The organism is Sorangium sp. So ce119 (assembly GCF_051524405.1).
In the GTDB taxonomy this organism is placed as follows: domain Bacteria; phylum Myxococcota_A; class Polyangia; order Polyangiales; family Polyangiaceae; genus Sorangium; species Sorangium cellulosum_G.
In genome coordinates this window covers 8,023,211-8,044,728 of sequence record NZ_CP150310.1, presented here as the reverse complement: position 1 = coordinate 8,044,728, position 21,518 = coordinate 8,023,211, and the positions used below count along the sequence as shown (strand labels likewise).

19 protein-coding genes and 1 tRNA gene are annotated in these 21,518 nt (G+C 70.9%); 17 read left to right on the top strand and 3 right to left on the bottom strand.

What is annotated here, in order from left to right:
* Positions 1-32: 32 nt before the first annotated feature.
* Complete coding sequence (locus WME76_RS30335) at positions 33-1,211, top strand: hypothetical protein (RefSeq protein WP_437955742.1); 1,179 nt, start codon at positions 33-35, stop codon at positions 1,209-1,211.
* A 148-nt stretch (positions 1,212-1,359) separates the two neighbouring features.
* Here the strand turns inward: WME76_RS30335 and WME76_RS30330 are convergent, their stop codons facing one another.
* The gene (locus tag WME76_RS30330; protein WP_437955741.1) at positions 1,360-1,815 is read right to left on the bottom strand and encodes a GNAT family N-acetyltransferase; all 456 of its coding nucleotides are present in this window, start codon (positions 1,813-1,815) and stop codon (positions 1,360-1,362) included.
* A 229-nt stretch (positions 1,816-2,044) separates the two neighbouring features.
* Here WME76_RS30330 and WME76_RS30325 point away from each other — a divergent pair, with 229 nt between their 5' ends.
* Genes WME76_RS30325 through WME76_RS30315 form a run of 3 tightly spaced genes read left to right on the top strand, consistent with a single transcriptional unit; the run spans position 2,045 to position 4,774 of the window.
* Positions 2,045-2,764: a DUF969 domain-containing protein gene (locus tag WME76_RS30325; RefSeq protein ID WP_437955740.1), complete on the top strand. Its 720-nt coding sequence runs from the start codon at positions 2,045-2,047 to the stop codon at positions 2,762-2,764.
* The gene (locus tag WME76_RS30320) at positions 2,761-3,717 is read left to right on the top strand and encodes a DUF979 domain-containing protein (RefSeq protein WP_437955739.1); all 957 of its coding nucleotides are present in this window, start codon (positions 2,761-2,763) and stop codon (positions 3,715-3,717) included. The genes WME76_RS30325 and WME76_RS30320 overlap by 4 nt, the downstream gene beginning before the upstream one ends.
* A 28-nt stretch (positions 3,718-3,745) precedes the next feature.
* Positions 3,746-4,774 carry a DUF2891 domain-containing protein gene (locus tag WME76_RS30315; protein WP_437955738.1) on the top strand — a complete coding sequence of 343 codons (1,029 nt, stop codon included), beginning with the start codon at positions 3,746-3,748 and terminating at the stop codon, positions 4,772-4,774.
* A gap of 4 nt (positions 4,775-4,778) precedes the next feature.
* Here the strand turns inward: WME76_RS30315 and WME76_RS30310 are convergent.
* A tRNA-Gly gene (locus tag WME76_RS30310) sits at positions 4,779-4,853 on the bottom strand.
* Between the two features lie 300 nt (positions 4,854-5,153).
* On the opposite strand from WME76_RS30310, the gene WME76_RS30305 reads away from it, so the two are divergent.
* From WME76_RS30305 to WME76_RS30255, 11 genes are all read left to right on the top strand, one after another.
* Positions 5,154-6,524 carry an FAD-binding oxidoreductase gene (locus WME76_RS30305; RefSeq protein ID WP_437955737.1) on the top strand — a complete coding sequence of 457 codons (1,371 nt, stop codon included), beginning with the start codon at positions 5,154-5,156 and terminating at the stop codon, positions 6,522-6,524.
* A gap of 428 nt (positions 6,525-6,952) precedes the next feature.
* Positions 6,953-7,159 (top strand): hypothetical protein, encoded by a 207-nt coding sequence (locus WME76_RS30300; RefSeq protein WP_437955736.1) that lies wholly within the window; start codon positions 6,953-6,955, stop codon positions 7,157-7,159.
* A gap of 136 nt (positions 7,160-7,295) precedes the next feature.
* Positions 7,296-8,603, top strand: coding sequence for a hypothetical protein (locus WME76_RS30295; RefSeq protein ID WP_437962169.1), 1,308 nt, complete (start codon positions 7,296-7,298; stop codon positions 8,601-8,603).
* Positions 8,600-9,145 (top strand): glycine-rich domain-containing protein, encoded by a 546-nt coding sequence (locus WME76_RS30290; protein WP_437955735.1) that lies wholly within the window; start codon positions 8,600-8,602, stop codon positions 9,143-9,145. Before WME76_RS30295 ends, WME76_RS30290 begins: the two co-directional genes overlap by 4 nt.
* Complete coding sequence (locus tag WME76_RS30285; RefSeq protein ID WP_437955734.1) at positions 9,142-10,311, top strand: MFS transporter; 1,170 nt, start codon at positions 9,142-9,144, stop codon at positions 10,309-10,311. The genes WME76_RS30290 and WME76_RS30285 overlap by 4 nt, the downstream gene beginning before the upstream one ends.
* 115 nt (positions 10,312-10,426) lie before the next feature.
* The gene (locus tag WME76_RS30280) at positions 10,427-12,070 is read left to right on the top strand and encodes a flavin-containing monooxygenase (protein ID WP_437955733.1); all 1,644 of its coding nucleotides are present in this window, start codon (positions 10,427-10,429) and stop codon (positions 12,068-12,070) included.
* Positions 12,071-12,479: 409 nt separating this feature from the next.
* Positions 12,480-13,652, top strand: a complete 1,173-nt coding sequence (locus WME76_RS30275; protein ID WP_437955732.1) for a cytochrome P450 — start codon at positions 12,480-12,482, stop codon at positions 13,650-13,652.
* A 17-nt stretch (positions 13,653-13,669) separates the two neighbouring features.
* Complete coding sequence (locus WME76_RS30270) at positions 13,670-14,710, top strand: aspartyl/asparaginyl beta-hydroxylase domain-containing protein (RefSeq protein ID WP_437955731.1); 1,041 nt, start codon at positions 13,670-13,672, stop codon at positions 14,708-14,710.
* Positions 14,707-15,969, top strand: a complete 1,263-nt coding sequence (locus tag WME76_RS30265; RefSeq protein ID WP_437955730.1) for an MFS transporter — start codon at positions 14,707-14,709, stop codon at positions 15,967-15,969. Before WME76_RS30270 ends, WME76_RS30265 begins: the two co-directional genes overlap by 4 nt.
* A gap of 35 nt (positions 15,970-16,004) precedes the next feature.
* Positions 16,005-17,210 (top strand): cytochrome P450, encoded by a 1,206-nt coding sequence (locus WME76_RS30260; protein WP_437955729.1) that lies wholly within the window; start codon positions 16,005-16,007, stop codon positions 17,208-17,210.
* A 52-nt stretch (positions 17,211-17,262) separates the two neighbouring features.
* Positions 17,263-17,823 carry a DUF6817 domain-containing protein gene (locus WME76_RS30255; RefSeq protein WP_433928487.1) on the top strand — a complete coding sequence of 187 codons (561 nt, stop codon included), beginning with the start codon at positions 17,263-17,265 and terminating at the stop codon, positions 17,821-17,823.
* A gap of 63 nt (positions 17,824-17,886) precedes the next feature.
* Here WME76_RS30255 and WME76_RS30250 read toward each other — a convergent pair whose 3' ends face one another.
* The gene (locus WME76_RS30250; protein ID WP_437955728.1) at positions 17,887-19,035 is read right to left on the bottom strand and encodes an ATP-binding protein; all 1,149 of its coding nucleotides are present in this window, start codon (positions 19,033-19,035) and stop codon (positions 17,887-17,889) included.
* A gap of 250 nt (positions 19,036-19,285) precedes the next feature.
* Here WME76_RS30250 and WME76_RS30245 point away from each other — a divergent pair, with 250 nt between their 5' ends.
* The gene (locus WME76_RS30245; RefSeq protein WP_437955727.1) at positions 19,286-19,903 is read left to right on the top strand and encodes an ECF-type sigma factor; all 618 of its coding nucleotides are present in this window, start codon (positions 19,286-19,288) and stop codon (positions 19,901-19,903) included.
* Positions 19,887-21,512 (top strand): serine/threonine-protein kinase, encoded by a 1,626-nt coding sequence (locus WME76_RS30240; protein WP_437955726.1) that lies wholly within the window; start codon positions 19,887-19,889, stop codon positions 21,510-21,512. Before WME76_RS30245 ends, WME76_RS30240 begins: the two co-directional genes overlap by 17 nt.
* The last annotated feature ends 6 nt before the right edge of the window (positions 21,513-21,518 follow it).

The following is a 21,518-nucleotide window of genomic DNA, read 5'->3' as shown; positions in this document are numbered from 1 at the left end:
CGAGGAAGTTGTGAGTTCATCGCAGAGGCTTCATGCTCGACTTTCCCGCGCTCCCCGGCGTCCCGTCCAGCGACCGCGAACGGCTCCGCTCGCGTTTCGCGGCGTGGAACGACAGCTATCTCGCTTGCACGGGCGCCCCCACCGTCGCCCGCGACGAGATCCTCGACGCCGTACGCGCGCGGGGCGGTGACGTGCCGCCTGCCCCGGAGTCGTGTGGCTCCTTCAGGTGGTACGAGGGCTCGGTGCTGGTCACCGAGAGCCGGGATACGTGGTGCCTTTACGCGCGGAGCGCCGAGCAGTTCGTCCCCTGGCTCCGGGCTTTCGGTGAGCGGCAGCCTCGCAAGAGGATCTGGTTCCCTGCCTACTCGGCGGTGCTCGCCGAGAGCGAGCTGCTGGAAGGCGAGGGGCTGCTGTTCGATGACCGGGAGCCGGGCGTCGAGGGGGCCTTCCTGGTGCGCAACGACAGCGCGGCAGTCCGCTACCGCCTCCCTGGCGGGGGGATGTCGCAGGGGCTCGACAAACGAGCGACAGCGCGCTTGCACGCCCCGTGGCAGTCGTCGTTCGACGGCGTGCCCACGGTCCCGGCATTCGTGGTCATCAACGAGGAGGGCTGCCCCGCCTTCCTCGAATGGCTGCATGCGCAGGGACCGTCATCATGCCTCGTCGATGCCGTCTCCGACGCGCTCGGCATCGGGCGTGGCATCCGGCGGTTCGATCGAACCGCCATGTGTGGTCCCGTCCTCTGCCACGCAGAGTTCTTCGCGGGCGCCGCTTCCGCGCAGGCGTTCGAATCGCCGCTCCTCCGCTCCGGTGACCCCTGGCTTCCAGCGGGTGAGCCGTCGCGGCTGCTCGTCGGCTACTGGGACATCGGGACATCGGACGCGTTCCTCTACCTCGGTGAGGACCGCCGCATCTACAGCTACACGTTCGAGGACGACCTGTGGTCCGTCTCCGCGTCGAGCTACGCCGCCTACGTCGAGCGTATCCTTCGTTTCGACGCGAGGATTGCGGCCACGCACGCTTCAGACCTCCCGATCGTCGAGCTCTGCGAGTCTCTCGGGCTCGTGGTCGACCCGAGCGGAACCGATGACTGGGCGACCCTGGCCGTCTCCAACGACCTCGTGGCGTTCCAGCGGCCCGGTGAGCGAGCGTTCCTGAAATGCTTCACCCCCCAGGCCGAGGCAAGGGCGCGCGCGCTCCTCTCGGGGTAGGTCGCCCGCCGAGGCGGCCCCCGACCCTCGGGGCGCCGCGCGCAGTGAGCGTCTGCGCTCCGCAGCTCGCGTTGCCGCGAACTCGCGCTGGAGCCGGTGAAGATCGCGCCCGCGGGGGACATGGCCCCGGGATAGGGACGCGCCGACGCTACGAGGTCCCCGCCTTTCCCCTCTGGTAGATGTCCTTGACGTTGATCTCCATGAAGTTGTCCGGCTTCTCGAGCGGCGTGAAGCCGTACTGCCGGTAAAGCCCGTGCGCATCGGCGGTGGCGAGCAGCGTCCGCCGCAGCCGGAGGCGACCGAGCGCCTCGGTGATGTGCGCGATCAGCGCCTTGCCGTACCCTCTCTGCTTCTCCTCGTCGACGATGAACACGTCGGCGAGGTACGCGAACGTGGCGTGATCGGTGATCACCCGGGCGAACCCGATCTGCGCTCCGGCCTTGTAGACGCCGAAGCAGAGCGAGCCCTGGATGGCACGCTCGACGACCTCGCGGGGGATGCCCTTGCTCCAGTAGGCCGACGCGAGGACGGCGTGGATCCGATCGAGGTCGAGGAGCGACTTGTCGGACGAGATGACGATGTCTTCGCTTGTCTGGTTCTCCACTGCGGCGATCCTCCGTTGCGCGGACATGCCGGGCGATCCTGGCCCCTGACGGTTTCTCCAGTGACCGCTGTGCTCGTCGCGCTCCGGGAGGCCACTCGTCGACGCGCCGGCCGGCGTCAAGCGCGGGCTGCCGGGCGCGTGCTCCTGCGCGTGCCCGTGGTCCTGCGCGCGCCCGTGGACGACGCCCTCGCCCGCGTGCGAGGTTGCCCGTGAGCACCAGGGAAGAAGCATGCTCACGCTCCTCGGGGTCGCGGTCGTGGTCGTCGGCTTCGTCGCCCGGATCCATCCGCTCCTCGTCGTCGCGGCGGCGGCCCTCGTGACCAGCCTCTCGGCGGGGATGAGCCCGATCCAGGCGATCTCCGCCCTGGGCAAGGCCTTCAACGACAACCGCTATGTCAGCCTGGTCTGGCTGGTCCTGCCGGTCATCGGCCTCCTGGAGCGCTCGGGCCTCCAGGAGCGGGCGCGCGCGCTGGTAGCGCGGGTGAAGACCGCCACGACCGGGCGGCTCCTGCTTGTGTATTTCGTGGTACGGCAGCTCACCGCGGCCCTCGGCCTGACCTCGCTGGGCGGCCACGCGCAGATGGTCCGCCCGCTGATCGCGCCCATGGCCGAGGGCGCGGCCGAGAACCGGTACGGGCCGCTGCCGGACCGGACGCGCTGGCTGATCCGCGCCGCTGCGGCGGCGGCCGACAACGTGGCGCTGTTCTTCGGAGAGGACATCTTCCTCGCCATCGCGTCGATCCTGCTCATCAAGGGCTTTCTCGAGCAGAACGGGATCCTGGTCGAGCCGCTCCAGGTGTCGATCTGGGCCATCCCCACGGCGATCCTGGCGCTCCTCATCCACGGGACACGGCTCCTCCTGCTCGACCGGCGGCTCCGGCGTGAGCTCGCCCGCGTCTCCCCCGCGACCCACGCCTCCCACGTAGATGCGGGGGAGCCGCGCGGATGATCACGCTCGATTTCGGCTATGCCGCAGGAGGGCTGTTCTTCGCGGCGTCGGCGCTCCTGAGCGCGGCCGATCGCGAGAACGCGAAGCGCTGGAAGAACGCCCTCTTCTGGGGCCTGCTGGCGACGAGCTTCCTCTTCGGCCCGCGCCTCGGGGATCTCGGGAACGGGGTGCTCGTGATCGCGCTCGTGCTGCTGGCGGGCGTCGGGGGCCTCGGGCAGGGTCGCCCCGCCACGACGACGCGCGAGGAGCGGCTCGCCAGCGCCGAGCGGCGCGGCGACCGCCTCTTCGCCCCGGCGCTGCTCGTCCCGGCCACCGCCCTCCTGGGCACGCTGGTCCTCCGGCGGATCGAGATCCTCGGGACCCCGCTGCTCGACCCGGGGCAGGCCACGCTGATCTCGCTCGCCCTCGGCGTGGTGCTGGCGCTCGCGGCGTCCGTGGCGTGGCTGCGCCCGCCGCTGCTCGCTCCGCTCCAGGAGGGCCGGCGCCTGCTGGACACGGTGGGCTGGGCGGCGATCCTGCCCCAGACGCTGGCCGCGCTCGGCGTCGTGTTCTCGGCGGCCGGCGTCGGCGACGTGGTCGGGCAGCTCGCCGGGGGCGTGATCCCGCTCGGCAGCCGGTCCGCCGCGGTGGCGGCCTACACGGTGGGCATGGCGCTGTTCACCGTGATCATGGGCAACGCGTTCGCGGCGTTCCCGGTCATGACCGCCGCGGTGGGGCTGCCCCTGCTCGTGCGCCGCTTCGGCGGCGACCCGGCGATCGTGTGCGCCATCGGCATGCTGTCCGGCTTCTGTGGGACGCTGATGACCCCCATGGCCGCGAACTTCAACGTCGTTCCCGCGGCGCTGCTCGGGCTGCCCGATCGCGACGCCGTGATCAAGGTCCAGCTCCCCACCGCGTTGCTCCTGCTCGTCGGGAACACGCTCCTCCTGTACCTGCTCGCGTTTCCACGCTGATTCCACGCTGATTCCGCGCCGAGGTCCCATGACGCACGCCCTGACCCCCGAGATCGCCTCGCAGCTCGCCGCCCTCGCGCTCGGGCACGTGACGCGGGAGTACCCGAACAAGCTCGATCACGTCATGACCGGCCCCGAGGACGTGAAGGGCCCGCGCGAGCTGCACCCCCTCTTTCACGGCAGCTTCGACTGGCACTCGTGCGTGCACGGCCACTGGCTCCTCGCGCGGATCCTCCGCCTCTTCCCCGGCGGGCCGGGCGCCGCGCCCGTGCGCGCGCTGCTCGAAGCACAGCTCACGGGCGAGAAGGTCGCCGCCGAGCTGGCCTATCTCCAGCGGCCGTCCAGCCGCGGCTTCGAGCGGCCGTACGGGTGGGCGTGGCTGCTCCTGCTGGCGGCCGAGCTCGCGCGGTACGACACCGAGGAAGGTCGCCGGTGGTCGGCGGCGCTGGCCCCGCTCGGCGACGCGTTCGCCGAGCGCTTCCTCGAGTTCCTGCCCCGGGCCACGTACCCGGTCCGCGCCGGCGCGCACACGAACACGGCCTTCGCCCTGGCGCTCGCGCTGGAGTACGCCGCCGTGAAGGGCGACGAGCGGCTGTCGCGGCGCTGCGCCGAGGCCGCGCGGGCGTGGTACGGCCGCGACGCGGACTGCCAGGCGTGGGAGCCCTCGCAGGACGACTTCCTCTCGCCCGCGCTCATGGAGGCCGAGTGCATGCGGCGCGTCCTGCCCGGGCCGGAGTTCCGCGGCTGGTTCGCGCGGTTCTTGCCGCGCGCGGCGCAGGGCGAGCCCGCCACGCTGTTCCAGCCCGCGACGGTCAGCGACAGGAGCGACGGCAAGATCGCCCACCTCGACGGGCTCAACCTGAGCCGCGCCTGGTGCTGGCGCTCCCTCGCGGCGGCGCTGCCCGGGGGAGATCCCGTCCGCGCCCGCGCGCTCGACGCCGTCGCGCGGCACCTCGACGCCAGCCTGCCGCACCTCGCGGGCGACTACATGGGCGAGCACTGGCTCGCGAGCTTCGCCCTCCTCGCGCTGAGCGATGACGGCTGCTGCAACGTCTAGATTGTGGAGCGGGAGACGGGATTTGAACCCGCGACGTCAACCTTGGCAAGGTTGCACTCTACCACTGAGTTACTCCCGCAAACGTCGATGACACGGATCAAGAAGCCACGCAGTGCGTGTGCGTGGCGCGTCTCAGAGAGAGCTCTGATTGCGCCGCTTCCTCACCCGAGGTCGTCTCCGTCGATGCGCGGCGGAGGAGTACCAACCGGCGTCGCCGTAGTCAAGCGCTGACGTGCGAGATCGCGGCGCTCGCGCCGGCACGAGGAGCTCGGCGCCGGCGCGCCCCGCGATCCGCGGCAGCGCTCCCGCGCGGACGTCCGCGCGGGGCGGGGCGGGGACGTTGACGGTGGAGACCGGCGTCGGTAGCGTCGGGGCGGCCATGAGCGCGCTGGACGAGCTCGCCCTCGCGCTGGGCGACGGCCTGATCACCGACAGGGATGTGATCGATGGCTATCGCCACGATCAGGCGATCTGGGCGACCGGCGGCTGGCCGCGCGCGCTGGCGCGGCCGTCGTCGACGGCGGAGGTGCAGGCGCTGGCGCGGTGGGCGACGCGGCACCGCGTCGCGCTGGTGCCGCGCGGCGCCGGGACCGGGGTGGCGGGCGGGGCGACGGCCGGCGACGGGTGCGTGGTGGTGAGCTTCGAGCGCATGAACCGCATCGTCGCGATCGACGAGGCGGCGATGCTCGCGGTCGTCCAGCCGGGGGTGATCAACGGCGATCTCAAGGCCGCCGTGCGCGAGCGGGGGCTGTGGTACCCGCCCGACCCGTCGAGCTACGCCCTCTCGACGATCGGCGGCAACGTCGCCACCAACGCCGGCGGCCTGTGCTGCGTGAAGTACGGCGTCACGGCCGATTACGTGCTCGGCCTGGAGGCCGTCCTCGCGGACGGGACGGTGCTCCGTACCGGCGGCCGCAGCCGCAAGGACGTCGCGGGCTACGACCTGACGCGGCTCCTCGTCGGCTCCGAGGGCACCCTGGCGATGATCACCGAGATCACGCTGCGCCTGCGGCGGCGCCCCCCGCCGTCGACAACGCTGGTCGCCACGTTCGGGTCGCTCGAGGCCTCGGGGCGCGCCGTCGCGGCGATCGTCCGGTCGGTCGACGCCTCGCTGCTCGAGATCATGGACCGCACGAGCCTCCGCGCGGTCGAGGCCCACGCGCGGCTCGACCTCGACACCGAGGCTGCGGCGATGCTGATCGCGCAGAGCGACGCGCCCGGCTCTGCCGAGCTGACCCGGATGCAGGAGGCCTGCGAGGAGGCCGGCGCGACGATGGTCGCCGCCACCGAGGACGAGGGCGAGGGGCAGATGCTGCTCACGGCGCGCCGCCTCGCGCTGACGGCGCTCCAGCGGCTCGGCACGGTGCTCGTCGACGACGTCGCGGTGCCGCTGCCGCTCTTGCCGGAGATGTTCCGGCGCATCGAGGTGATCGTCGCCGAATCGGACACCCTGGTCGGCACGGTGGCGCACGCCGGCGACGGCAACCTGCACCCCCTGGTCGTCTTCGATCGGGCCGACACCGCGGCCGAGGCGCGCGCCGTCGCGGCCTTCGAGGCGGTGATGGCGCAGGCGCTGGAGCTCGGCGGCACGATCACCGGGGAGCACGGCGTCGGCACGCTCAAGCGCGGCTTCCTCGCCCGCCAGCTCGGCGCGGCGTCGCTCGAGCTGCACCACCGCATCAAGGACGCCTTCGACCCGGCGGGGCTCCTGAATCCGGGGAAGGTGATCGCGCCGCCCGGCAAGCGCTGAGGCGGCCTGCGTCGAGCCCACGCCGCCGCGCCGGCATGACCGGTCGAGCGCTGACCCATGGACAGGCCGCCACGCCATCATGACGGCGTCTGCGCGGCGGTTCGCGGCGAACCGGGATAGAGCCGCGTGAATCGCGGGATCGCCGGCGCTCCTGGCGAGAACGTCGCGCTGCGCCTGAAGCGGCGCTGTCACCGGATCGCGTGGTGGCGCCATGCATCCCGGAATCAGGCCATTGAGATTCGTTATACCACGTCAATCGCTGATGCAGATCGCTTGACGGTCGTTGGTGCTCCAATATAGTCAGCGAGACGGTCGGGCGGATCACAATGGGGTCCGTCGGGCCGCGGGGGCACACGACCGCAGCGGCGCGCGGGCTGTGGAGATGTGCGTCGTCCATGCACCACCACCATGCGTTCACGGAGGCTCGAATGAAGCAATTGATTCAGCGGATCGCCCAGGATCATCTCTGGAATCAGTGGGTCGCGGCCAACTCGGCCGGTGAGCCGGCGCGCGCTGGCGGCCTGGCCAGGAAGGCCGGCTGTATCTCGAGGAAGGCCGGCTGCATCTCGAAGAAGGCCGGCTGCATCTCGAGGAAGGCCGGCTGCATCTCGAAGAAGGCTGGCTGCATCAGCTAGCAGCGTCGTCCGGGCCTGCGAGCGAGGCGGAGATCCCACCGCTTCTGCTGGGGGGCTCCTGCCTCGCTCGCGGCCGCCCGGACCGTGGATGCAACGCCTCGTGATGGCCTGTTCGGCCGTCCTCCTGGAGTCGACCATGGACGCCCATCGACAGACGCTCGCCGAGATGATCGATCAGGTCAGGGACATCCCCATCTACCGCCAGGCAGTCAAGGAGGGCTCCTTCCCGATCCTCGAGAAGCCGGAGATCGCCAGAGGCTTCCCGGACAACTGGATGACCCCGAGGCTCGCCGAGGCGCTGAGCGCCGGCGAGGCGGAGTTCGTCCTGTCGACCGGGACCAACCACGCGCGGATGCAGATCATTCGCCCGCCGTTCTTCCTGCTCAGGTCGTATTACCGGCTGTGGAGCGAGCACCCCGACGTCGACGTCACGTGGCAGCAGGGCTGCCAGCGCGTCTCGATCACCACGGTGCTGGCGACCGAGCACGTGGCGCGGCTCAACGCGAAGAGGCGAGGCGCCGAGGCGCCGGCGCTCCCGAGCCTGCCGGCGCTGCCGAGCCTGCCGGCGCCGCCGAGCCTTGAAGAGCGTCGACTCGACGCGCGCACGGTTTACCTCAACCTGCGGCTCGACCCGGCGCTCTGGGATCGCGGCGACGTGGAGCGCATGCTCGATGAGATGACCGCCGTCCAGCAGGCGCATCCGCGAGGCTGGTACCACCTCGACTGCGACAGCCTCCACCTCGCGCATCTTGTGCGGAAGGCGCTGGCCTGGGGGGCGTGGCCCCGCTTTCCGAGGCCGGCCAGCATCATTCACGCTTACGAGTTCACGCCGAAGAACGTGCGGCGGTTCTTGCAACAGCACTTCGAGTGCCCGGTCATCGACCTGTTCGGCAGCACCGAGCTGGGGTACCTGTACTACAGCGATCGTCACGGGCGGTACTGGCCCTACCTCGACGAGATGCACCTGGAGCTGATCCCGGTCGAGGAGGGCAGCTCGATCCACAGCATCATCGTCTCGAGCGTGCGCAACCCGTACATGCCGCTCATCCGGTATCGATCGGGCGACTGCGCCGAGACGGTCGATGGTTCCCCCGACCCGCTCCGGATCCGCCGGTTCTGCGGGCGCGAGCGAGAGCTGTTGTGGCTCGAGCGCGGGGGCGCGATCTCCCAGGCCCACCTCGACGACTGGATCGCCGCCGCGGCGCCGTCCGTCTTCCTCTATCAGCTTCACCCGGAGGGCACCCGGCAGGCGCGGTTATTGTACACCACCTTCGACGACGCGCCCCTCGACCCGGCCGCAGAGCGCGCGCTGAGGCAGCAGATCCTGGAGGGCGCCGGGCTCGATTGCGCCCTCGAGCGCCGCGCGCACATCGCGATCGGCAAGTCCGGCAAGTACGCGTGGTTGAACCAGGACGGCGAGACGACGGATCGAGGTGGCCTGTGACGATCGAGCGACCGAGGGTGACGACCGCCGCGCTGAGGGCGCTGCTCGGCGATGCGTTCTTCTCCGGCGTGGTGCGGCACTTCGCGCAGACCACCGGCGAGGAGCCGGCGTTCGTCGAGCGCCAGGTCCTCGAGTGTCTGAGATACCTGTACCTGATCTCGCGTCATCCGGAGCCGCTGGTCGGGCTGTTCTTGCCCGTGGAGCAGGCGATCGACGAGATATGGCATTACCTGATCCTGCAGACCCGGGAGTACCGCGAGCTCTGCGAGGAGCGCCTGCCGGGGCGCTTCTTCATCCATCATCGCAGCCTGCCGTACGAGGACTACCAGGAGACGCAGCCGAGCCGGGAGCAGGCGCTCGAGGAGGCGCTGCGCTGGCTGCCCCTGTACCGCGAGGAGTTCGGCCCCTTCGACGAGGGCGCGCTGCCGCACTGGACGATGGTGCGGTTCCTCCACGAGCACCTCGGCCTCTCCCTGGACGCCATCGCGGCGCTCGGCGCGGACGACAAGGCCGCGCGGCCCGACGCAGAGCGGGTCCGTTGATCCGCCGGGCCCTGCGGGCGGCGCCGGCCACGTCCATCAACACGCTGGTCCTGCTGCTGTGTCAGGTCCTCGGGATCGCGGGCGTGGTCGCGATCCAGTTCGCCGGCAGCCTGGTGGGCGAGCGGCTCGCGATGGACATGCGGCTCGCGACCTTGCCGGTGGCCGTGCTGGTGCTGTCGTCGGCCCTGGGCACCTGGCCGGCCAGCCAGATGATGCGCCGCTTCGGGCGCAGGCCCTGCTTCATCGCCGCGGCGCTGCTGTCCGCCGGCTGCCTGTCGCTCGCGGCGCGGGCGGTGGAGCTGTCGGATCTCTGGCTCTTCTGCGCGGCGGTCTGCGGCGTCGGCCTGCAAGGCGCCTTCGTGCAGCAGTATCGGTTCGCGATCCTGGAAGGGCAGCCGAGCGGCAGGGCGCCGCGCCTGCTGACCATGATCCAGCTCGCCAGCGCCGCTGGCATCGTCCCCGGCGTCTCGCTCTTTGGCCTGCTGGAGGGGCGGACGTCCAGCTACATGCCCTGTGCCCTGATGATCCTGGCGGTGCTCCAGGCGCTGGCCGCCCTCGCGTTCGTGGCGTACCGGCCGCAGGAGGCGCTCGTCGCCGGCGCCTCGGCCACGCCCGACGCGCGCGCTCGCGCGCTGTACTGGCCGATGGTGGCCATGGGCGCCGGCGCGTTCCTGGTGATGAGCCTGATCATGGTGCCGACGCCCTTGCAGATGTGCGGCATCGAGCGGACGTCGGTGCAGGAGGCGAGCTGGGTCATCCAGGTGCACCTGCTGAGCATGTACCTGCCCTCGCTCTCGCTGGGCGCCCTGCTGAAGCGGGCGTCGATCGCGCAGCTCCAGGCCCTGGGGCTGCTGTTCCTGCTCGTGGGGTTCCTCGTGAGCTGGCTCCCGGGCTTCGGAGGGCACCTGATCGGGCTGGCGCTCGTCGGGGTCGGATGGTGTTACGTGTTCGTGACCGCGACGACGCTCGTCGCGCGCAGCCGCCCGGGTCCCGAGCGCTTTCGCGCGCAGGGCGTCAATGATCTGTGCGTGTTCGCCGCCAGCGGCGTCGCGTCGCTCACGTCCGGGGGTCTCCTGTCGGCGCTCGGATGGAGCGGCCTGCTCACCCTCGGGCTGGCGCTGGTCCTGGGCCTGATGGCGCTCGCCTGGGACGTCCACCGCGGCTGAGGCCCGGCGGCGGCGGGCCTCAGCCGCGGCGCGGCGCGACACGCATCTTCTCGGGGATCGTGCGGGGGCGCGGGGCGCCTGGGCGCACACCCATGTCCAGAGGGAGGCCAACATCATGTCGGAATCGGAGTCGAGGTGTTCGAAACACGGCGCGGAGCGAGCCTGCCGCTTCGACGCCGTCATCGTCGGTGCCGGGTTCGCAGGCCTGTACATGCTCTACCGCCTGCGCCAGCTCGGCCTCGCGGCGCGGGTCTACGAGGCGGGCGGCGGGGTGGGCGGCACGTGGTTCTGGAACCGCTACCCGGGCGCGCGCTGCGACATCGCGAGCATGGATTACTCCTATTCGTTCTCGCCCGAGCTCGAGCAGGAGTGGAGGTGGACCGAGCGATATGCCACCCAGCCGGAGATCCTGCGGTATCTCGACCACGTGGCGGACAGGTTCGAGCTCCGCCGGGACATCCAGCTCAGGACGCGGGTCGACGCGGCCTCCTTCGACGAGGCGACGAGCCGGTGGTTGATCCAGACGGACGACGGCGCCAGCGTCTCCGCGAGGTTCCTGATCATGGCGACGGGCTGCCTCTCCGTCGCGAAGCGGCCCGACATCCCGGGGATCGACGCCTTCGAGGGCGACTCGTACCACACCAGCCGCTGGCCGCACGAGGGCGTCGACTTCACCGGAAAGCGCGTCGGCGTCATCGGTACGGGCTCGACCGGCGTCCAGGTCATCCCCGTTCTCGCCGAGCAGGCGAGCCATCTCTTCGTCTTCCAGCGGACCCCGTGCTTCAGCGTGCCCGCGCGCAACGCGCCCATCGACCCTGCCCACGAGGCCCGGATGAAGGCGAGCTACCCCGAGCACCGGCGCATGGCCCGCGAGACGCGCGCCGGGGTCGTCATGGAGGTCAACCCGAAGTCCGCGCTGGAGGTGTCGCCCGAGGAGCGAGAGCGCGAGTACAGGGGCCGATGGGAGCAGGGCGGCACCGGCTTTCTCGCCACGTTCTCGGACGTGATGCGCTCCCGGGAGGCCAACGAGACCGCCGCCGAGTTCGTCCGGGCCCAGATCCGCGCGACAGTCCGCGACCCGGCCGTCGCCGAGGCGCTGTCGCCGCGGGGCTATCCGCTGGGCACCCGGCGGCTCTGCGTCGACACGCGCTACTACGAGACCTATAACCGGCACAACGTCACCCTGGTCGACGTCAGGGCGTCGCCGATCGAGGAGATCACGCCGAGGGGGCTCCGGACGCGGCGCGCGGAGTACGCGCTCGACAGCCTCGTGTTCGCGACAGGCTTCGACGCGATGACGGGCGCCTTGACCAGCATCGAGCTCCGGGGGAGCGGCGGCGCGTCGCTGAAGCAGAAGTGGGCCGGCGGCCCCCGCGCCTACCTCGGCATCGCCATCGCCGGGTTCCCCAACCTGTTCACCATCACCGGCCCTGGCAGCCCCTCCGTGTTCAGCAACGCGATCGTCTCCATCGAGCAGCACGTGGAGTGGATCACGGGCTGCCTCACCTTCCTGCGCGAGCGCGGCATCGAGCGCATCGAGGCCACCGCCGAAGCAGAGGACAGGTGGGTTGACCACGTGAAGGAGGTGGCCGACGGCACGCTCTACCCTCTGGCGAACTCCTGGTACATCGGCGCAAACATCCCTGGGAAGCCGCGCGTCCTCATGCCCTATGCCGGCGGCGTCGGCGCCTACCGGAAGACCTGTGATGCCGTCGCGGCCCAGGGATACGAGGGGTTCCGCCTGTCGAAAGCAGGCTGAGGACATCGGCCGGGCCGCGGCGCGGGGAGCCGGGAATCTTTCGCTTTGGACGAACGTCCGGCGCGTCTTCACAGAGCGTCACGCAACTTAACAAATCAACACGTGACCCGATATGGCATCTGTGTTCCGGGGCCGCGTGACATAATTTGATTATGAGAGCGCACGGTTGTCGACGTGGCTCGCACCCGCTCGTCGAGATGCTGCGATACCGGCGTTCGACATGGCGATTGTCTTTGACGACTGACCTGCTGCCGCTTACCTTCAACTCCGTTCTTGCTTGCGACACCTCGCAAAAAGGAGGCCCCCGTGAAGTACTGCTGGTAATCTACAGGCCACCAGAGGGGGCCAAGTCGCATCCCGGCTTGGCCCCCTCGCTCTTTGTGAGAGCAAACCGATGCGAGAAGATCCGATGCCCCGCAGCCCGATCGACTATGATCCGCTGTCCCCCGAAGCCGTCGCAGATCCCTACCCGATCTACGCGCGCCTGCGCGCGTCGTGCCCGGTGCTATGGCATGATCGGCTCGACTCCTGGGTCCTGACTCGCTACCGCGACTGCATCGCCGTGCTGCGCGATCCGGCCAGGTTCGCCAGCGACGCGCGGCGCGCCGGTCACGAGGCGCCCCCCGGCGCGGAGCACCCGAGCTTGCAGGGGCTCGACCCGCCCGAGCACACGCCCATCCGCGATCTGTTCGCCAATGCGCTGCGCGAACAGGCGATCTCCGGGCTCGGTGAGCTCGTCGCCGTGGAGGCGACCGCGGCCTTCGCGCGTCTGGCCGACGCGCCGTCGTTCGACTTCACCGCCGACGTCGCGCGCCCCATCGCGCTCACCGCGATGTCCCGGCTGCTCGGCGTCGCGCCGCCCGCGATCGCGTCGATCGTGGCGCTGTCGGACGCCGTCGAGCGCGCCATGGACGCGGCGCTCGTCCCCGAGGCGATCGGCCCGGCGCTGGCGGCCCGGGGGCAAATGAACGAGCTCATGAAATCGTGGGTCGGCGACGGGCTGAAACCCGGGCTGCTCGCCCAGGTCCTCGACGAACGGCACGGCGCCGGCGTCCCGGAGGCCGCGGTGTGGAGCACGGCGCGGGTGATGTTCCTGGCCGGCTTCAGCACGACCGTGTCCGCGGCGTCCAACATGGTCCTGGCGATGTTCCAGCACCCCGGCGCGCTCGATCGCTTGCGCGACCCTCGCCTGCTCGAGACCGGCGTCGACGAGCTCATGCGCTACGACGGGCCCATCCAGGGCACGAGCCGCATCTGCCTCGAGGCGACCACGATCGACGAGACGCGCATCGAGCGCGGCCAGGTCGTGCTCCTCCTGTTCGGCGCGGCCAACCGCGATCCCGAGCAGTTCGCCGCGCCCGACGAGCTCACGCTGGACCGCCGGCCGAATCGACACCTCGCCTTCGGCCGCGGACCGCACGCCTGCACCGGCACCCAGCTCGCGCGGATCGTCCTGCAAGCGCTGCTCGGCAGCATGCTCCGGCTGCGCGCGCCGCTGCGCCTCGCGGGGCCCGTGCGCCGGCAGCGCCGCGCCACGGTCCGTTATCCCGATCGTCTACCCCTCACCCTCCAGGCCGCATGATGACGAGCGCTGCCCTCATGAACACGCTGCCGCCCGACCAGAGCACGGGCGATCTCGACCCCTGGCCGCTGGCGCCCATCCTCGCGAAGCTGCCCGCGACAGCGCGCCTCTCGCTCGGCTTCGACGTCGCCCGGATGCTGGCCGACGTGAGCGCGCTGCGCGAAAGGGAGTGGTCCAAGCCGACGATCCTCACCGGCGAAGGCGTGAGCCGCGGCGCCGACGTCGACTGGCGCAAGCTGCCGCTCCGCAGCATCGGCGGCGATCCGGACCGGACCGACCCGGGCGGTCCGTCGCTCGAGGAGTTCGCCGACACGCCGTGGCTGCGCGAGGCGCCGTACCTCGCCGAGGTGCTGGCCCGTATCCCGGCGCCGCTGCGCTGCGTGCGGCTGCAGTCGCTCGGGCCGGGCGCGGCGAGCCCGGTGCACAACGACACGAAGCACAGCCTGCCGTGGGGCATCGTCCGGCTGCACGTCCCGATCGTCACGACCCCCGGCGCGATCCTCACCATCCAGGAGGAGACCCACCGCTGGCAGCCGGGTGAGGTCTGGTATGCCGACTTCACCCGTCCGCACCTCGTGCGCAACAGCGATCCGGTGACGCGGATTCACCTGGTGATCGACTGCCATCCCACGCCCGAGCTGCTGCAGCTCTTCCCTGCGGAGTTCCGGGCGCCCGCGGTCGCGGCGAGCACGCTGTTCGCGGCGCCGGCCGTGCGGCTCTCCCTCGCCGAGCGCGACGCGTGCCGGTGCAGCTTCCAGATGCCCAGCTCGTTCCACTCCTTCGAGGAGCCGGACGGCGCGTTCCTCACGGCGCCGCGCACGCGGCGGGCCGCGATCGACGTCCGCGGCGACCGGCTCGTCCTCGTGATCGACGGCGAGCCTGCGTTCTCGCTCGTGCACGTCGGAGAGGGCGAGTTCCGCTTCGCCGGATGGACCCTGGAGCGGACCGTGCAAGTCACGCTCGACCCGACCCGGGCGCCGGTCGTGACGCTGCGCTCGCGCGTGGGGGACCAGACCCGGGTGCTCGATCTTCCCGCGGAGCGCGCGAGGCTCTCGTGACGTCGACGGCCACGATCGCGGCGCCGAGCCTGTTCCGCCATCGCAACTTCATGCTGCTGTTCGGCGCCGACACCATCAGCCAGATCGGCACCCAGATCACGCTGGTGGCGCTGCCGCTCGTGGCCATCCTGGCGCTCGACGCCGGGCCGTTCCAGGTCGGCCTCCTGTTCGCCGCGCAGACCTCGGCGTTCGTGCTCATCGGGCTCCCCGCGGGGGTGTGGGTCGACCGGATGCGCCGGCGCTCCATCCTCATTCACACCGATCTGATCCGCGCCGCGCTGCTCGGCTCGATCCCTGTCGCCTGGTGGCTCGGCAAGCTCAGCTTGCTGCATCTCTACGTGGTGGCCCTCGGCGTGAGCGTCGCCCGGGTGTTCTTCGATGTGGCCTACCAGAGCTACGTCCCCACGCTGGTCGACCGGGGTCGGCTCGTGGACGGCAATGGCAAGCTGGAGATCGTCAACTCCGGCGCGCAGGTCGCGGGGCCGAGCGTCGGAGGCTGGCTGGTCAACCTGCTCTCGGCGCCCGTCGCGATCGTGGCCGACGCCGTGAGCTTCGTTTGCTCGGCCCTGCTGCTCGGCCGCATCGACGCCGCCGAGCCGGCGCCGCAGCGCGCCCGCGCCCGCGGCCTGCTCGGCGAGATCCGCGAGGGCGTTCGCTTCGTGCTCGGCCACCCGATCCTGCGCATGATCGCGCTGCGGTCGGCGCTCGCCAACATGGCCTTCTCGGCCGCGCTGGCGGTGCAGGCGCTGTTCCTGCTTCGAGAACTGGGCCTCTCGCCCGAGGTCTACGGGGTGCTCCTCGCGGCGGGGGCGATCGGCGGTCTCGTCGGTGGGGCCGTTGTCGGACCGCTGACCCGGCGCATCGGCTCGGCGCGCATCATCTGGCTCGGTCCGCTCCTGTTTCAGCCGTTCGCGCTGCTCGTCCCGTTCACCCGGCCGGGCGCCGGGCTCGCGTTCTTCGTGGCCGGCACGTTCGTTGAGGCGATCGGCATCGTTGTCTACAACGTCTCGCAGATCAGCTTTCGTCAGGCGATCACGCCCGAGCGCCTGCTCGGCCGGATGAACGCGACCATGCGTTTCCTGGTCTGGGGCACCATGCCGCTCGGCTCGCTCCTCGGCGGCGCGCTCGGCGAGCGGTACGGCGTGCGCGCGGCGCTGTGGATGGGGATCGGCGGCCTGCTGCTCTCCCTCTTGCCGCTGCTCCTCTCCCCGCTGGTCCGCATGCGCGACCTGCCCGCCGCGTCGATGGAGCCTGCCTGATGAGCGCTCACGTGATGACTCCAGGGAGCCACCCCATGAATCGCATCGAAGAAGAGATCCTCCCGGCGTTCCCCATGCCGCGGCGCTGCCCGTACGCGCCGCCGCCCGAGTACGAATCCCTGCGCGACAAGGCGCCGCTCGTGCGCGTGTCGTTCCGCGACGGACCGCCGATCTGGGTCGTGACGCGGCACGCCGAGGCGCGCGACGTGCTCACCGATCGCCGCATCAGCACCGATCCGACGCGGCCGGGGCACCCGTTCGCGGCGATGGCGGGGACGGCGCAGGAGCAGGCGGGGCAGTTCATCGACATGGACCCGCCCGAGCACGACGTCTACCGGCGCATGCTGGCGGGCGAGTTCAGCGCGCGGCGCATCCGCGAGCTGGGCTCGTTCATTCAGGGCGTGGTGAACGAGCGCATCGACGAGATATCGCGGCGCCGCGAGGCCGATCTGGTGGAGTCGTTTGCCTTCCCGATCGCGACCCTGGTCATCTGCCAGCTGCTCGGCGTGCCGTACAAGGATCGCGAGGTTTTCCAGTCGCGCACGAACCGGATGATCGCCGGCTTCTTCAGCACGGAGGAGGCGATCCGCGCGCGCGCGGAGCTCTGGGGCTACCTCGATGATCTGGTCACGGCGGCCGAGTCCAGCCCGGGCGACGACCTGATTGGCCGCCTGGCCACGGAGCGGCGCACGACCGGCGAGCTGTCGCACGACGCGCTGGTGGGCATGGTGTTCCTCCTGCTCGTGGCCGGGCATGAGACGACGGCGAACATGCTCTCGCTCGGGGTGTTCACGCTCCTCCAGAACCCCGGGGCGCTCGCCGAGCTGCGCGCCCGGCCCGAGCTGTGGCCCGACGCGGTGGAGGAGCTCTTGCGGTACCACTCCATCGTGGACTGGGTGGCGTTCGATCGGGTGGCCCTCGAGGACATCGAGATCGGCGGACAGCGCGTGCGCGCCGGCGAGGGCCTCTTCGTGCTCGGCGCGTCCGCCAACCGCGACGAGCGGGCGTTCGCGAGCCCCGACGACTTCGACATCCACCGGAGCGCGCGCCACCACCTCGCGTTCGGCTATGGGATCCACCGGTGCCTCGGGCAGAACCTGGCGCGCGCGGAGCTCGAGATCGGCTACCGCACGTTGTTCGATCGGCTGCCGGCGCTGCGGATCGTCGGCGATGTCGAGGCGCTGCCGTTCAAGTACGACCGCCGCACCTTTGGCCTGTACCGGCTGCCCGTCGCGTGGTGACCGGCCCGGGTTTCATCATCGAGATGGTTCGACATTCTCTGGAGGGTTGATCATGGAACAGAGCGTCGCATTGCTGGTGTCCCTCGGGGCAGGAACGGTCAAGCACCCGGGAGGGACGCTGCTGGCCCACCTCCTCCGGGTCGAGAAGATGCTGAGGAAGTGGGGCGCGAGCGACGAGATCCGCGAGGCGGGGCTCCTGCATGCGCTCTTCGCGCCCGACGGCTCGCCCGATCCGTTCTACACGATGCTCTCGCTCGACGAGCGCCCGCGCGTGGCCTCGATCATCGGCACGTACGCGGAGGAGCTCGTCTACTTCTATGGCGCGTGCGATCGCGAGTACACCTATCCGCGGCTCATGGATCCGTCCGACCAGTGGCGCGATCGGTTCACCAACGAGGTCAAGACCCCCAGCGACGATCGGCTCCGCGGCCTCATGGAGATCACCGCCGCCAACGAGGTCGACATCGCCAGCCACAACCCCGGCTTCCGCGCCATGTACGGCGCCGAGCTGTTCGAGCTGTTCAGCCGCACGCGCCCGCTGCTCAGCGACGGCGCCTGGGCGCACTGCCAGTCCGTCCTCGGCGAGCAGGCGAGCCAGCATCAGCACGCGTGACGGTCGCGTCTCGCCGAGCCGCCGGGGCCTCGACTCGGGGCCGCCTTGCCTGAGCGGACCGAGCTACGACGAACGCGGGAGCATGACGCGGAACGTGGTGCCGTCGTCCGGCGTGCTCGTCACGTGGATGGAGCCTCCGTGAGCGCAGGCGATCGCCCTGGCGATGAAGAGCCCCAGCCCGAGCCCCTTCGATCGTCGCAGGTCGTCGTGCTGCTGCTCGCCCCGACGAAACGGATCGAAGATCACGGGCAACAGATCGGGCGGGATGGGGCTCCCGCGATTGTGCACCTCGAGCACCGCGATCCCCTTCTGCCCGTGCAGCTTCACCTGCACCGGCTCCTCCGGGGGGCTGTAGTCGACGGCGTTGCCGATCAGGTTCGACACGAGCTGCCCGATCCGGCCCGGATCCCACATGCCCTGCCCGTCGCCCTGGGCGTCGAGGCGGATTGTATGTTCCGGGTGGGAGGACTCGAGTTCCATGATCACTTGCCGGCAGATCGAGTGGAGATCGACCGGCTTCGGTTCGATCGGAAGACCGTCGTGAGAGCGGATGCGCGTCAGGTCGAGCATCTCCTCGACCATCCGCAAGGCCCTCTCGTTGCTCGCCGCGATCCGCTGGACGAGCCGCGCCACGGCGCCCGTGACGTCCTCGCGCTTGAGCAGGGCGGCGGTGGCGCACCGGATGGCGGAGAGCGGGTTGCGCAGGTCGTGCCCGAGGATCGCGATGAACAGCTCGCGGAGCACGACGTCACGGCGGAGCTCTGCGGAGCTCGCCCGTTCCACCTCGACGGCCGCGGTGACCATCGCCTCGTCGAGCGCCGCGTGCACGAGCTGGGCCTCGTCGCCGCCGAGGGGTGCCCTCGCCCGCGCGCACATGTCGATGATCACGGAGCGGAGGGCGCTGAGCTCGCGCAGCTCTTCCGCGAGGGTGTAGCGCTGGGCGATTCGATGAGAGGCGTGGAGCTTGGCGGACTCCGAGCTGCCGATCTCCTCGCCGCTCGCGCCGCCCGGCGTGCCTGGTTGCGCGCTCTGCGCGAGCGACTCGATGAGTTCGTCGAGGATTTTTTGGGTGTAGTCTCTCAGCTCCTCTTCGTTGAGCTCGCAGGCATGGGGGATCTTCGGATCCTTCCGCAAGCGTGATGTCCACTCACGTACGAGCTCGTCCTTTCGTTCACGCAGCAGGAGCGTGATGCGCGACAGTTGCTGGGCCACATGAGCCCCCTTGGTTTCGCTTCCGGTAGGCACGTTCCATCGTGCGTGGAAGCGCGGGCCGCCATCGCCGTGCACCCTGATATGCCACCCGGGAGAACACCGGACGAAGCGTGCAGGCGTACGGTGTACGGCGACTCCGGGCAGACCGCGACACGGCCCTGTGGACTCGGACGTCGCGGCGTGGAGCGCCGTCGGGCTCCTCAGCCCGGCTGTTTGGTGTACGCTCCGGCCCGAGCGAGGCGCACCCCCCATGAACGCGAGCGATCGACGCGCACCCCGGCCGAGCGCCGGCGAGGGCATCACGGTCCTCCTCCACGCGGCGCAGGAGGGCCAGAAGGACGCCGCGGACGCGCTCCTGCACGCCGTCTACGCCGAGCTCAAGATCATCGCCCTGGCCCGCGTCCGCCACCTTCGCGCCGGGCAGACGCTCGGCCCCACTGCCCTCGTCCACGAGGCCTACGAGAAGCTCTTCCGGGACGGCGAGGCCCGCTTCCAGAGCCGCGCCCATTTCTTCGGCGCCGCGTCGCAGGCCATGCGCGATCTCCTCGTCGATCACGCCCGCCGCAAGGCTGCCCAGAAGCGGGGAGGCGACCAGGAGCGCGCTCCCGAGGACGCCATCGACGCGCTGCCCCTCGCGATCGACCTCCCCTTCGAGGACCTCATCGCCCTCGACGAGGCCCTGCGCAAGCTGAGCGAGGAGCACCCGCGCAAGGCCGAGATCGTGATGCTGCGCTATTTCGCGGGCCTGACCGAGGACGAGATCGCCGAGCTCTCCGGCGTGACGACGCGCACGGTCGAGCGCGAGTGGCGGTTCGCGAAGGCGTGGCTCTACCGGGCGCTGCACGGCGGGGATGAGCCCGCCCCTTGATCCGAGCGAGGTAGAGGCGCTCTTCGAGGCAGCGGTCGATCGGCCGAGCCACGATCGCCGGGCGTTCCTGGAGGCTCGTTGCGCGGGCCGCCCGGAGCTCTTGCGGGAGGTGTGGAGCCTCCTCCGGTGCGACGGCGCGCAGCCGGACGGGTTCCTGAACGGCGCCGCCGTCGCCCTGCGCGCGCGGGATGAAGCGCTGAGCCCCGGCGCGCGCGTCGGGCGGTTCACGGTGCTCGACAGGGCCGGTCAGGGCGGCATGGGCATCGTCTACGCGGCGTACGACCCGGAGCTCGACCGCCGCGTCGCCCTGAAGCTCATCGCGCCGGGGACGTTCGATCCCGAAGGTCGGTCCCGCCTCGTGCGCGAGGCGCAGGCGATGGCCAGGCTCTCGCACCCGAACGTCGTTCCCATCTACGAGATCGGCGAGCACGGGCGGGGCGTGTTCGTCGCGATGGAGTTCGTCGATGGCCGGACGCTCCGCGACCTGTCCCGCGAGCCGCCGCGCGCGTGGGAGGCCGTGCTCGCCGCGGGGATCGAGGCCGGCCGCGGCCTCGCCGCGGCGCATCGGGAGGGGCTCGTCCATCGCGACGTCAAGCCGGACAACATCCTGATCGGCAAGGACGGCCGGGCGCGCATCGCCGATTTCGGCCTCGCGCGCCCGCAGCACGAGGAGGACTGGCTGTCTGTCGGCGGTCGCAGCGATGGTGTCCACGGGAGCGGCTCGCTCCGTGGGAGCGGCTCGCTCCGTGGGAGCGGCTCGCTCCATGTGCCCCTCACGGCCGGGAGCGCGTTCATGGGAACGCCGGCCTACATGGCCCCCGAGCAGGCCGAGCGCGTGCCGGCGACGTCGAAGAGCGATCAGTGGAGCTTCTGCGCGACGCTGTACGAGGCGCTGTACGGCGAGCTGCCCTTCGAGGGCGAGGATCTCCACGCGCGGCTCGACCGGGCGCGGCGAGATCTCCTGAGGCCGGCGCCGCCCGGCTCGAAGGTGCCCGCGTGGGTCCGGGACGCGCTCGCGCGGGGGCTGCGCGCGCGCCCCGAGGAGCGCTGGCCGAGGCTCGACGATCTGCTGGACGTCCTCGCCGACCGGCTCGCGAAGAGCTCCGACATCGATCTCACCGTATCGAGGCGCGAGCGTATCCGCTTCGGCCTCGCGATCGGCGCCGTCGGAGTCCTGATGGCGACGGCCGGCGTGGGCCGCTTCGTCCCGGTGGTCCGCCCCGCGCACCTGCTCGTGATGGGCTGCGTCACGGCGCTGATGGTGCTCTCGCTGCTCTGGGCGTTCCGCCGCCCGCTCTCGAGGAACGCGGTGAACCGGCGGATCGTTCATGTGGTGAAGGTGATGTTCGGCGCGATGCTCCTGCACCGGGCGTTCGCCGTGATCACGGACGAGCCCGTGGAGCGCGCGCTCGCGACGAACCTGCTCCTGTTCGCGGCGATCCACGCGACCGCCGCGCCGAGCCTGCCGAGGGCGAGCTGGCTCTCGGCCGCGCTCTGCGCCGCGTGCGCGGCGGCCGCCGCGGTGTTCCCCGAGCACGCCGGCGCGATCTACGTCGCCGGCGTGCTGGGTTCCCTGGCGAACGCGATCGTCGCGTGGCACCTCGATTAGCGCCGC